Genomic DNA, 11,766 nt, shown 5'->3' on the forward strand with positions numbered 1-11,766 from the left:
CCTAGCCCAGCGCGCGTGAAATCTGTTCGATCTGCGCGGTGGCCAGACGGCCCCCATACGCGGCTTGCAGGGTCTCGGCGGTGAAGGCCTCGGCCACGGGGCCTTCGGCGACCTTGCGGGTGTTGATCAGGAACACGTGGTCGAAATAATCGGTGACGGTGGCCAGATCGTGATGCACCACGACAACGGTCTTGCCCGCCTCTTTCAGCGATTTCAGCACCGCGATGATGGCCTTTTCGGTCGCGGCGTCGACCCCGGCAAAGGGTTCGTCCAGCAGATACAGATCAGCCCCCTGTGCCAGTGCACGGGCCAGAAACACCCGCTGTTGCTGGCCGCCAGACAACTGGCCGATCTGACGGTCGGCGAAATCATGCATTCCAACGCGGTTCAGACAATCCATCGCGCGCGCCATGTGCCGGGCACGAACGCGGCCCAGCAGACCCAACTCACGCGACAGGCCCATCAACACCACGTCGATCACGCGGGTGGGGAAATCCCAATCCACACTGGCACGCTGCGGCACGTAAGCGATGCGAGCGCGTTGCTGCCCGAGCGGTTTGCCATCAACCGTCACCTGCCCGGACAGAGGTTTGACGATCCCCAGCGCCGCTTTCAGCAGCGTCGACTTGCCCGCACCATTGGGGCCGATGATCGCGGTCATCGCGCCGGGCTGCACGGTCATGTCGACCGAGAACACCGCCGGTTTCTGCCCGTAGGAAACGGTCAGGCCACGAATGGCCAGCGGGCTGGTTTCAACGCCCTGCCCCGCGACCGCGATACCCTGATCCGATGCCAGTTCCAGCATTGCCTAAAACCCCGCCGCCAGTTTGCCGTCCATGCCGCCGCCCGGCGCATCCGCGCCCAGAGCAGCCGCAATCACGGTGATATTGTGGTCAAGCATTCCGACATATGTGCCCTCATACGTGCCGGGCTCGCCCATCGCGTCCGAGAACAGCTCACCGCCGACGCGGACCTTGTGCCCTTTGGCCGCGGCCCCTTCGATCAGCGCGCGAATGGAGCGATCAGAAACCGAGCTTTCCACAAACACAGCCGAGACCTGACGGTCCACCAGCAGATCGACCAGTTCGCCGATCCGGTTCAGACCAGCCTCGGACTGGGTCGAGATGCCCTGAATGCCCAGAACCTCGAACCCGTAGCTGTCGCCGAAATAGCCGAACGCATCATGCGCCGTGATCAGCACCCGGGCAGTGTCGGGCACTGCGCCCAGCGTCTGCTGCGCATAGGCCGACAACCGGTCGAGATCGGCCAGATGCGCCTGCGCGTTGGCGGCAAAGCTGTCGGCAGCCTCGGGGCGCGCTTCGGTCAGGGCGGTTTGGACTTCGATCACCACATCGCGCCACAGGTCGGGTGTCATCCAAAGATGCGGGTCGTATTTGTCGGCGTAATCGTCATGGGCGCGCAGTTTCGACGTGTCGATACCCTCAGCCACGGCGACCACGGCGCGTTTGCGGCCGAGGTCATGGAAGAACCCCTCCATCTGCGCCTCAAGATACAGGCCATGCCACAGCACCAGATCGGCGCGGGTCATCGCTACGATGTCGCTGCGGGTCTGGCGATAGGCGTGGGGATCGACGCCGGGGCCCATCAGGCCCTTGACCTCGACCAGATCGCCGCCGACCTGACGGGCCGCATCGGCAATCATGCCGGTGGTGGCCACCACTTTCAGCGGCGCCTCGGCCCACGCGGTTGCGGGCAAGGTTACAGCAAAGGCCAAAGCCGCAAGGAAACTGCGACGAATCATGTTCAACCCCAAGTCATGTGATGTGGTAAGACTGAATATGCGAACCATTCGCAACTAAGTCAATGCTATTGAGAATTATTCGCAATAAATCGCCTATTTTTGTCCATTTGGTCAAAAAAGATGCCCGTCGGTGGTGCCCTGTGTCTTCCATTCCGCGGCGTGTCATGCGATTTTGGCGCAAACCTCCCAAAGGATGTGAAGATGGAAACGCAGAGCTCAGAAAGCCCCGTGCGCACCGCGCATCTGCCTCAAGTGACCGAGCCCCGTAATCCGGGCATGGCGCTGGATCTGGACTGGGTGCGCGCCGTGCAGGCCAATACCTCGGCCATTGAACGCCGCGCGGCGACCCTGCCGGGGCGGCGGTCGGTGAAGAAAGACTATCAGGCGGCGTGGCTGCTCAAGGCGATCACGATGATCGACCTGACCACGCTGGCGGGCGATGACACGGTGGGCCGCGTGCGCCGTCTGTGCGCCAAGGCGCGCCAACCGGTCGCGCCCGCGCTGTTGCAGGCGATGGACATGCCGCCGATCACCACCGGCGCGGTTTGCGTCTATCACGACATGATCGAACCCGCCGTTGCGGCGCTGAAGGGCACCGGCATTCCGGTGGCTGCCGTCTCCACGGGCTTCCCGGCGGGTCTGTCGCCCTTCCATCTGCGCGTGGCCGAGATTGAGGAAAGCGTAAAGGCCGGAGCCGAAGAGATCGACATCGTGATCTCGCGCCGTCACGTGCTGTCTGGCGATTGGCAGGCCTTGTATGATGAGATGAAGGCCTTCCGCACCGCCTGCGGCGATGCCCATGTAAAGGCCATTCTGGCGACCGGAGAGCTGGGCAGCCTGCGCAACGTCGCCCGCGCCTCGGTCGTGTGCATGATGGCGGGGGCGGATTTCATCAAGACCTCGACCGGCAAGGAAAGTGTGAACGCGACGCTGCCGGTGTCTCTGGTGATGATCCGGGCGATCCGTGATTATTATTACCGCACCGGGTACCGCGTGGGCTACAAGCCCGCAGGCGGGATTTCGAAAGCCAAGGACGCGCTGGTCTATCTGTCGCTGATCAAGGACGAGTTGGGCGACCGCTGGCTGGAACCGGACCTGTTCCGCTTCGGCGCGTCATCTCTGCTGGGCGATATCGAACGGCAGTTGGAGCATTATGTCACCGGGGCCTACTCGGCTGGGTACAGGCATTCGATAGGATAAATATGGCAGATCGTGCAGCAATGAAGCCTTGGGTGGTCGACGCCCTCAAGAAACTAGGCGGGAATGCAAGAGTGTTCGACGTTTCAATGGAAATATGGGACACTTATGAAAGCGACATAAGATCATCCGGTTCCTTGTTATACACTTGGCAATATGATGTTCGTTGGGCCGCTCAGCAACTTCAAGACGAAGGCAAACTTCTCAAGAACAAGAAAACTAAAAAGTGGGAATTGCTATGACAGTCAAAGAAATCTTCGACACCATGGATTATGGCCCCGCCCCCGAAAGCGCCGCCGAGGCGCTGGCCTGGCTGGTCGATCAGGGCGACCGGTTCGGGCATTACATCGACGGGGCCTTCACCAAGCCCGGCAAGGGCTTTGACAGCCGCAACCCGGCAACGGGCGAGGTTCTGGCCACGCTCACTCAGGCCACGCAGGCCGAGGTGGATGCCGCCGTGGCCGCCGCGCGCAAGGCGCAGCCGAAATGGGCCGGGCTGGGCGGCGGGGGCCGGGCGCGGTATCTTTATGCGCTGGCGCGGCTGCTACAGAAACACGCGCGGTTGTTCGCGGTGCTGGAAAGCATGGATAACGGCAAACCGATCCGTGAATCGCGCGACATCGATATCCCTCTGGCGCAGCGGCATTTCTACTATCATGCGGGCATGGCGCAGCTGATGGAGAGCGAGCTACCCGACGCCGAACCTCTGGGCGTGTGCGGCCAGATCATCCCGTGGAACTTCCCGCTGCTGATGCTGGCGTGGAAGGTTGCGCCTGCGCTGGCGATGGGAAATACGGTGGTTCTGAAACCGGCTGAATATACTTCGCTGACTGCCCTGTTGTTCGCCGATATCTGCACACAGGCCGGGCTGCCCAAGGGCGTGGTCAATATCGTCACCGGCGACGGCGCGGTGGGCGAGATGATCGTGGCCTCGGACGTGGACAAGATCGCCTTTACCGGCTCGACCTCGGTCGGACGGCGTATCCGCGAGGCGACCGCCGGGTCGGGCAAGGCGCTAACGCTGGAGCTGGGCGGCAAGTCGTCCTATGTGGTGTTTGACGATGCCGATCTCGACTCGGCCATCGAAGGGCTGGTCGATGCGATCTGGTTCAATCAGGGTCAGGTCTGCTGTGCAGGGTCGCGCCTGCTGGTGCAGGAAGGCATTGCCGAGCGGTTCTATGACAAGCTGCGCGCGCGGATGGACAAGCTGCGGGTGGGCGATCCGCTGGACAAATGCATCGACGTGGGTGCGGTCGTGGACCCGATCCAGTTGCAGGCGATCAAGCAGATGGTTGACGGCAACACCGTGGGCCAGATGCACCGCGCGGCCTGTGACATGCCCGAGAACGGGTGTTTCTATCCTCCGACGCTGATCACCGGGCTCGAGACCTCGGACCCGCTGATGCAGGAGGAGATCTTTGGCCCGGTGCTGGTGTCCTCGACCTTCCGCACGCCCTCTGAAGCGGTGGAACTGGCCAACAACACCCGCTATGGGCTGGCCGCGACCCTATGGACCGAGAACGTGAATCTGGCGCTGGACATCGCGCCCAAGCTGGTTGCGGGTGTGGTCTGGGTCAATGCCACCAACCTGTTCGACGCCGCCGCCGGGTTTGGCGGCGTGCGCGAGAGCGGTTTTGGCCGTGAGGGCGGCTGGGAAGGGCTGGCCGCCTATACCCGGCCCAAGGGCAAGGCAAAAGCTTTGACCAAGGTCGAGGCGGCGATGGGCCAAGGGGCCTCGGTCGATCCCATCGACCGCACCGCCAAGATGTATGTCGGCGGCAAGCAGGCGCGGCCCGATGGCGGCTACTCGAAACCTGTCTGGGGCAAGTCGGGCCTGCTGGGTCATGTCGGGCTGGCCAACCGCAAGGATGTACGCAACGCGGTCGAGGCCGCGGCGGGCGCAAAAGGCTGGTCCAAGACCACCGGCCATCTGCGGGCGCAGATTCTGTACTACATCGGCGAAAACCTCTCGGCCCGCGCAGGCGAGTTCGCCGCGCGGATCGACGCCATGACCGGCAAGAAGGGCGGCGCGCAAGAGGTCGAGGCCGCGATCCAGCGTCTGTTCACCGCGGCCGCATGGGCCGACAAGTATGACGGTCAGGTGCATGGCGTGCCGATCCGGGGCGTGGCGCTTGCGATGAAGGAACCGGTGGGCGTGATCGGTGCGCTTTGCGCGGATGAAGCGCCTCTGCTAGGTCTGGTTTCGGTCCTCGCCCCGGCGATTGCGATGGGCAACCGGGTGGTGTTGGCGGCAAGTGAGCCCTACCCGCTGGCGGCGACCGATTTCTATCAGATCCTCGAGACCTCGGACGTGCCTGCGGGCGTGGTGAACATCCTCACCGGCAGCCATGCGGAACTGGCCGGGCCGCTGGCTTCGCATCTGAATGTGGATGCGGTCTGGTCCTTCTCGTCCACCGATCTGTCGGCGCAGATCGAAAAGGCGTCCGCCGGGAACCTCAAGCGCACATGGGTCAATAACGCGACGGCATTCGACTGGACCGTGGACCATTCGCGCCGCTTCCTGCAGGCTGCGACCGAAGTGAAGAACATCTGGGTGCCCTACGGCGAGTAGGGCTCCCGTCAGGGAGGCCCATATGGATTTTTCAGGACAGACCGTCATCGTCATCGGCGGCACCAGCGGTATCAACCGGGGCATTGCCGAGGCCTTTGCCGCCGCAGGCGCGAAGCTGGCCGTGGCCAGCCGGTCGCAGGAGAAGGTGGACGATACTGTTGCCGCGTTGAAAGCAGCAGGTGCGCCAGAGGCCATGGGGGCGGCGTTTGACGTGCGCGACTCCGAGGCCGTGGTCGCTGGCCTGAAACAGTTCCATGAAGCGTTTGGCAACTTCGACGTGCTGGTGTCTGGTGCGGCGGGAAATTTCCCGGCGCTGGCGGCCGAGATGTCGGTCAATGCGTTCAAGACCGTGGTGGACATCGATCTGATGGGCACCGTGCATGTCCTGAAAGGGGCGTATCCCTACCTGAAACGGCCCGGAGCCAGCATCATAAACATCTCGGCCCCGCAGGCTTTTTTACCATATGAAGGTCAGGCCCATGTCTGCGCCGCTAAGGCGGGGGTTGATCAGATCACCCGGACGCTGTCGATGGAATGGGGGGTCGAAGGCATCCGCGTGAACTCAGTCGTGCCCGGTTTCATCGAAGGGACCGAGGGCGCGCGGCGGCTGGCCCCAACCGAAAACGCCCAAGAGGAACTGCGCCGCGATGTGCCCTTGGGGCGTTGGGGCACCGCGAGGGACGTGGCCAATGCCTGCCTGTTCCTTTGCTCGGACATGGCCAGCTATATCAGCGGCACGGTGCTGTCGGTGGATGGCGCGCTGTATCAGCGCGGGTCCGGCAAGTTCGGGCAGATGATGGGGCAGATGCTGCGCGACGCATGGAAAAAGGGCTGAGCAGCGCGCTCAACCCCTGATCGTTCAATTGGTGGCTTCCAATCCAACCGGCTTGCCCACAACGGTGAAATGCAGCCCGTCCGGGTCCAGCAATTCGCCGGCGACCCGGTTCACCTCATCCAGCGTCACGGCGTTGACCTGATCGTTGCGGGTGGCGATGTAGTCGATGGGCAGGTCCTCCATCTGCATGCCGACCATGATCCCGGCGATCTGGCCGTTGCCATCGAAGCGCAGCGGATAAGCCCCTGTCAGATAGGTCTTGGCATCATCCAGTTCCTTCTGGGTCACGCCCTCGGACGCGGCGCGGGCCCATTCGTCGCGGATGACAGAGACCGCATCGGCGATCCGGTCATTGGCCGAAGACACCGAACCCAGATAGACCGAGGCCAGATCCTTGGGCACAAGGAAGGTTGACACGCCATAGGTCAGGCCGCGTTTTTCGCGCACTTCCTGCATCAGGCGGCTTTCGAACCCACCGCCGCCCAGGATGTGATTCAGGATGAAGGCGGCGAAGAAATCCGGATCGTCGCGGTCAATCCCGGCCTGCCCGAACAGAGCCACGGATTGCGGCGTGTCGAATTCAACAATGCTGACGCCGCCGGGGATGGTCACATCGGCGCGATCCGGGATCGGCTTGCCTGCCTCGGGCAGATCGGCCAGCAGCGTGTCCAGCAACGCGCCCAGTTCTTCCGGCGTGATGTCACCCACTGCCCCGACATAAAGACGGTCGCGGGCAAACACGCTGTCATAGGCTTCGACCACATCGTCGCGCGTCAGGGCCGAGACGCTTTCGATCGTGCCTTTCCCCTCGGACCCGTAGGGATGATCGCCATAGGCCATCGCCGCGAAACTTTGACCGGCAATGTCGTTGGGATCGGTCTGGTCGGAGCGCAGCCCCGACAGAACCTGCGCCTTGACCCGGTCGACCGCATCCTGATCAAAGCGCGGCTCGTGGATCGTGGTGCGCAGCAGGTCGATCACCTCATCCCGGTTCTCGGTCAGAAACCGCGCCGAGATCGACACGGTATCATCCGACGCGCGATAGCTGAACGAGGCCGCGAGCGATTCCAATTCGCGCGCATAGGTGCGGGCATCCATGTCGCCCGCGCCTTCTTCGATCAGGCCGCTCATCAGGTTGACTGCGCCGCGTTTGTCCGGGTCATCCAGCGAAGTGCCGCCGCGAAAGCGCAGCTCTAGCGCGGTGAAGGGGATCGAGTGATCCTCGACCAGCCAGGCGGTGATACCACCGGGCGAGGTGACCTCTTCAATCTTGATCTCGGCCCAAGCGGGTATCGCGATAACGAAAGCAATGAACGTTGCGAAAATTCGGGTCATTGCGTCACCTCATCGTCGCGCATCAGCCAGCCGGTCACGGATGTCTCGGGTTGCAGCACTTCGCGGGCGGCGGCGATGATCTCATCCCCGGTCACGGCCTGCAGGATGTCGGGCCAGGCCTGCACATCCTCGACCGTCAGCCCGCTGGTCAGGGCGCGGCCATAGCGGTTGCCGATCCCGTCCACATTGTCACGGGCATAGGTCTGCGAGGCACGCAATTGCATCTTGATCCGGTCGAGGTCTTCTTCGTTCACCCCTTCCACGATGAAATCGGCCACAGCCTTATCCATCGCATCTTCGGCCTCTTGCAACGAGACACCTTCGGCAGGCACCACGATCAGGTCAAAGGTTGTGTCATCCAGCGAAACGCCCCGGTAGAAGGCACCGGCATAGACCGCTTTCTGCGCCTCGAACTGCAGCTTTTCGTTCAGGTATGAGGTCGTGCCCCCGCCCAGAAGCTCGGCCAGCAGGTACAAAGCGGCGGCCTTTTCCTGCGCGCCTGCATCGCGTTCCGGCGCCAGATAGCTGCGTTGCAAATAGGGCTGCGCCACGCGCGGGTCCTTGTAGGTCAGGCGGCGCTCGGCGGTTTGCGGCGGCTCTTGCGAACGGACGCGTTCGGGCAGGTCGGGATTGGCGGGGATCACACCGTAGTACTGATCGGCCAGCGCGCGGACCTCATCCGGATCGACATCACCGGTCACCACCAGAATGGCGTTATTGGGGGAGTAGTGGATTTCGTAGAAGGACAGCGCGTCCTCCATGTCCAGCGTCTCCATCTCGTGTTTCCAGCCGATAATGGGCACGCCGTAGCGATGATTCAGGTATTGCGCCGCATTCATCTGCTCGCCGAACAGGGCGCGGGGGTTGTTTTCGGTGCGCTGGTTGCGTTCTTCCAGGATCACGTCGCGCTCGGTGGCAATGTCCTCTTCAGTCAGCCGCAGGTTGCGCATCCGGTCCGCTTCCATCTGCATCATCAGTTCGAGCCGGTCAGCCGCAACGCGCTGGAAATAGGCGGTGTAGTCGTACGAGGTAAAGGCGTTGTCATTGCCGCCATTGGCGGCGACGGTGGCCGAGAACTCACCCGGGGCCAGCGTATCGGTGCCCTTGAACAGCAGATGTTCGAGGAAATGCGCCACGCCGGACGACCCAACAGGTTCGTCCGCCGATCCGGCGCGGTACCAGACCATATGCTGCACGACCGGGGCGCGGTGATCCTCGATCACCACAACGTCCATGCCGTTATCCAGCGTAAAGGTTGTGACCGCTTCCTTGCCATCCTCGGCAAAAACCGGGGTGGCGGCGATCAGGGCGGCAGACAATGCCAAAGCCCGAACCATGGGGCATCCTCCGTTTCGTTTCAGACCTTCAAACTACGGTGGTGCCCGCCGGGATCAAGAGAGATGACGGAAAGTTAAGAATTATTCATCGGGCGGCGAGGACGGTGTTTCCACACCGGCACGGCGGGCATTCTCGGTTTCTGCGTAGGGGTCGATGGATTGACGTTCATAGACCTGTTCATACCGGTCGACCGGGAACAGGCGCAGTCCGGTCCAGCGGCCACGGCGCTTGCGGAACGCATCGTCATCCGCCTGCACCACCGCACGCGTGTCGGCAGGCACGCCATAACGGCTTGAGGCGGTGACAAGCGCCGCGTCAGACGATGGAATCGCGGTGTTGGGGTTCAGCGCCCCCTCGTTCCCACCCAGCGCGACCACGGCATCGGCTTTGGGGTTCGGGTCGGTCAGGTTGCTGCCACCTGGCGTTGGTGCAGGCAGAAAGGCGTAATCCTGCGGCTGCGTCAGCGGCTTGACCGGCAGCACCGAAAACTCATCGGGCCCCGCGCCCGGAGGGTCGAAATCGCGCAGGCCAGGATTGCTGCACGCCGCAACGACGGCAGCAGCTGTCAGAACAAATATGGCACGCGGCATCCGCATTATCGTCTCCAGCCAGTTTGAAGCGCTTTTATCGCATATCATCCGGCGCGTCACGAGGGCTTTTTCGCGTCGAACAGCACCAGCCCCAGCGCACCGGCAAAGATGAACACATCCGCCAGGTTGAACACAAACGGGTTGTTTATGCCGCAGCAGGACATGTTGAGGAAATCCAGCACAAACCCATACAGGACCCGGTCCACCACATTGCCCAAGGCCCCGCCGATCAGCAGCCCGCCGCAGATCAGCATCAGCTTTGTCGGTGCCGCGCGCAGCAGCCAGACCAGCACGCCCACCGATATGGCCAGAGAGATACCGATCAGCACCCAGCGGGCCGAGTCGCTGTCACCCTGAAACAGGCCGAAATTGATGCCGCGATTCTCGCCATATTTGAACACCAACAGGGGCGGCAACACGTCGATATCACCCTCGGCCACGCGCATCACGTGCACGACCAGATATTTGCTGATCTGGTCGATCAGAAACGCGGCCAACGCCGCCCAAAGCAGAAGGCGCGTGCGCATCAGTGCCGGAAATGCCGCATGCCGGTGAAGACCATCGCCAGACCCGCCTCATCGGCGGCTGTGATCACTTCGTCGTCCCGCATCGAGCCGCCGGGTTGGATGACACAGGTCGCACCGGCCTGCGCGGCCTCCATCAGGCCGTCGGGGAAGGGGAAGAACGCATCCGACGCCACGGCTGAGCCGATGGTCAGCGGTTGCGGCAAGCCCAGCACATCGGCCATGCGTTCGGCCTTTTTGGCTGCGATCAGGGCCGAATCCACGCGACTCATCTGCCCTGCGCCCACGCCGACGGTTGCACCGTCCTTGACGTAAACGATAGCGTTCGATTTGACGTGTTTCGCGACTTTCCACGCGAACAGCAGGTCGCGCATCTGCTCGTCGGTCGGGGCCTTCTTGGTGACGACTTTCAGATCATCTATGCCGACAAAGCCGTTATCCTTATCCTGCACCAGCAGACCACCGGCCACCTGACGCACGGTCTTGCCGCCCGCAGTCACATCCGGCAGGCCCTCGGCCGTCAGCAGGCGCAGGTTCTTCTTGGCGGCAAAGATCGCCTTGGCCTCGTCTGAGGCACCGGGGGCGATCACGACCTCGGTGAAAATCCCGGTGATCTCTTGCGCGGTTTCCGCATCCAGCGGCTGGTTCAGCGCCACAATGCCGCCAAAGGCCGAGGTCCGGTCGCAGTCAAACGCCGCTTTGTAGGCTTCAAGCAGCGTCGCGCCTTTGGCCACACCGCAGGGGTTGGCGTGCTTGATGATGGCACAGGCGGCACCCTCTGCCGGATCGAACTCGGCCACCAGTTCGAAGGCGGCATCGGTGTCGTTGATGTTGTTGTAGCTCAGTTCCTTGCCCTGATGCTGCACTGCGGTCGCAACGCCGGGACGGCCTGTACCATCGGTGTAGAAGGCCGCCGTCTGATGGCTGTTCTCACCATAACGCAGGGTCTGTTTCAGCTCACCGGCAAAGGCGCGGCGTTTGGGGGCCGCAAGCGCCAGCGCGTCGGCCAGCCAGTTGGACACTGCGGTGTCATAAGCGGCGGTGCGGGCATAGGCCTTTTGCGCCAGCTTGCGGCGGAATTTCGGGCAGGTCGCGCCCTTGTGCTGGTCCATATCGCCCAACAGCTTGTCGTAATCCTCGACATCGACCACAACGCTCACAAAGGCATGGTTCTTGGCTGCGGCGCGGATCATTGCGGGGCCGCCGATGTCGATATTCTCGACACATTCGTCATAATCGGCACCCTTCGCGACGGTCGCCTCGAACGGGTAGAGGTTCACCACCAGCAGGTCGATCGCGCCGATGCCATGTTCATCCATAGCCGCCACATGCGTGTCATTGTCCCGCAGCGCCAGCAATCCGCCATGCACCATCGGGTGCAGCGTTTTCACCCGGCCATCCATCATCTCGGGGAAGCCGGTGACCTCGCTGACATCCTTCACCGCCAGCCCCGCATCGCGCAACGCCTTGGCCGTGCCGCCGGTCGACAGCAGTTCGACCCCGCGCTCGGCCAAGGCCTTGCCCAGCTCGATCAGCCCGGTCTTGTCGGATACGGAAAGCAACGCGCGGCGCACGGGGTGAAGATCGGTCATGGGTCCAAAGGTCCTTTTGGC

11 protein-coding genes are annotated in these 11,766 nt (G+C 62.8%); 4 read left to right on the forward strand and 7 right to left on the reverse strand.

Annotated elements, in window-relative coordinates; translation table 11 throughout:
- Position 1: 1 nt before the first annotated feature.
- Positions 2 to 805, reverse strand: a complete 804-nt coding sequence (locus ACR0JN_RS08840) for a metal ABC transporter ATP-binding protein (protein WP_480885201.1) — start codon at positions 803 to 805, stop codon at positions 2 to 4.
- A 3-nt stretch (positions 806 to 808) separates the two neighbouring features.
- Entirely contained in the window at positions 809 to 1,762 is a 954-nt protein-coding gene (locus ACR0JN_RS08845; RefSeq protein ID WP_480885202.1) for a metal ABC transporter solute-binding protein, Zn/Mn family, read from the reverse strand.
- A gap of 201 nt (positions 1,763 to 1,963) precedes the next feature.
- Here ACR0JN_RS08845 and deoC point away from each other — a divergent pair, with 201 nt between their 5' ends.
- The 4 genes from deoC to ACR0JN_RS08865 are packed head-to-tail and all read left to right on the forward strand — an operon-like array spanning position 1,964 to position 6,366.
- Complete coding sequence (gene deoC / locus ACR0JN_RS08850) at positions 1,964 to 2,962, forward strand: deoxyribose-phosphate aldolase (protein WP_480885203.1); 999 nt, start codon at positions 1,964 to 1,966, stop codon at positions 2,960 to 2,962.
- Positions 2,963 to 2,964: 2 nt separating this feature from the next.
- Positions 2,965 to 3,201, forward strand: a complete 237-nt coding sequence (locus tag ACR0JN_RS08855; RefSeq protein ID WP_480885204.1) for a hypothetical protein — start codon at positions 2,965 to 2,967, stop codon at positions 3,199 to 3,201.
- Positions 3,198 to 5,531: an aldehyde dehydrogenase family protein gene (locus ACR0JN_RS08860; RefSeq protein WP_480885205.1), complete on the forward strand. Its 2,334-nt coding sequence runs from the start codon at positions 3,198 to 3,200 to the stop codon at positions 5,529 to 5,531. The genes ACR0JN_RS08855 and ACR0JN_RS08860 overlap by 4 nt, the downstream gene beginning before the upstream one ends.
- A gap of 22 nt (positions 5,532 to 5,553) precedes the next feature.
- The gene (locus ACR0JN_RS08865; RefSeq protein ID WP_480885206.1) at positions 5,554 to 6,366 is read left to right on the forward strand and encodes an SDR family oxidoreductase; all 813 of its coding nucleotides are present in this window, start codon (positions 5,554 to 5,556) and stop codon (positions 6,364 to 6,366) included.
- A gap of 24 nt (positions 6,367 to 6,390) precedes the next feature.
- Here ACR0JN_RS08865 and ACR0JN_RS08870 read toward each other — a convergent pair whose 3' ends face one another.
- From ACR0JN_RS08870 to purH, 5 genes are all read right to left on the reverse strand, one after another.
- Entirely contained in the window at positions 6,391 to 7,701 is a 1,311-nt protein-coding gene (locus tag ACR0JN_RS08870) for a M16 family metallopeptidase (RefSeq protein ID WP_480885207.1), read from the reverse strand.
- Positions 7,698 to 9,038 (reverse strand): M16 family metallopeptidase, encoded by a 1,341-nt coding sequence (locus tag ACR0JN_RS08875; protein WP_480885208.1) that lies wholly within the window; start codon positions 9,036 to 9,038, stop codon positions 7,698 to 7,700. The genes ACR0JN_RS08870 and ACR0JN_RS08875 overlap by 4 nt, the downstream gene beginning before the upstream one ends.
- A gap of 81 nt (positions 9,039 to 9,119) precedes the next feature.
- Complete coding sequence (locus tag ACR0JN_RS08880) at positions 9,120 to 9,635, reverse strand: DUF3035 domain-containing protein (protein ID WP_480885209.1); 516 nt, start codon at positions 9,633 to 9,635, stop codon at positions 9,120 to 9,122.
- A gap of 50 nt (positions 9,636 to 9,685) precedes the next feature.
- Positions 9,686 to 10,156 carry a signal peptidase II gene (gene lspA / locus ACR0JN_RS08885; RefSeq protein WP_480885210.1) on the reverse strand — a complete coding sequence of 157 codons (471 nt, stop codon included), beginning with the start codon at positions 10,154 to 10,156 and terminating at the stop codon, positions 9,686 to 9,688.
- Positions 10,156 to 11,745, reverse strand: a complete 1,590-nt coding sequence (gene purH / locus ACR0JN_RS08890) for a bifunctional phosphoribosylaminoimidazolecarboxamide formyltransferase/IMP cyclohydrolase (protein WP_480885211.1) — start codon at positions 11,743 to 11,745, stop codon at positions 10,156 to 10,158. The genes lspA and purH overlap by 1 nt, the downstream gene beginning before the upstream one ends.
- Positions 11,746 to 11,766: the final 21 nt, after the last annotated feature.

It is taken from the genome of Ruegeria sp. G12, from assembly GCF_056533565.1.

Bases quoted from the DNA above. Each gene is read 5' to 3' on its own strand.
- ACR0JN_RS08865 (WP_480885206.1), top strand. From the start codon at position 5,554: ATGGATTTTTCAGGACAGACCGTCATCGTCATCGGCGGCACCAGCGGT.
- lspA (WP_480885210.1), bottom strand. From the start codon at position 10,156: ATGCGCACGCGCCTTCTGCTTTGGGCGGCGTTGGCCGCGTTTCTGATC.
- deoC (WP_480885203.1), top strand. From the start codon at position 1,964: ATGGAAACGCAGAGCTCAGAAAGCCCCGTGCGCACCGCGCATCTGCCT.
- ACR0JN_RS08870 (WP_480885207.1), bottom strand. From the start codon at position 7,701: ATGACCCGAATTTTCGCAACGTTCATTGCTTTCGTTATCGCGATACCC.
- ACR0JN_RS08880 (WP_480885209.1), bottom strand. From the start codon at position 9,635: ATGCGGATGCCGCGTGCCATATTTGTTCTGACAGCTGCTGCCGTCGTT.
- ACR0JN_RS08860 (WP_480885205.1), top strand. From the start codon at position 3,198: ATGACAGTCAAAGAAATCTTCGACACCATGGATTATGGCCCCGCCCCC.
- ACR0JN_RS08855 (WP_480885204.1), top strand. From the start codon at position 2,965: ATGGCAGATCGTGCAGCAATGAAGCCTTGGGTGGTCGACGCCCTCAAG.
- purH (WP_480885211.1), bottom strand. From the start codon at position 11,745: ATGACCGATCTTCACCCCGTGCGCCGCGCGTTGCTTTCCGTATCCGAC.
- ACR0JN_RS08840 (WP_480885201.1), bottom strand. From the start codon at position 805: ATGCTGGAACTGGCATCGGATCAGGGTATCGCGGTCGCGGGGCAGGGC.
- ACR0JN_RS08875 (WP_480885208.1), bottom strand. From the start codon at position 9,038: ATGGTTCGGGCTTTGGCATTGTCTGCCGCCCTGATCGCCGCCACCCCG.
- ACR0JN_RS08845 (WP_480885202.1), bottom strand. From the start codon at position 1,762: ATGATTCGTCGCAGTTTCCTTGCGGCTTTGGCCTTTGCTGTAACCTTG.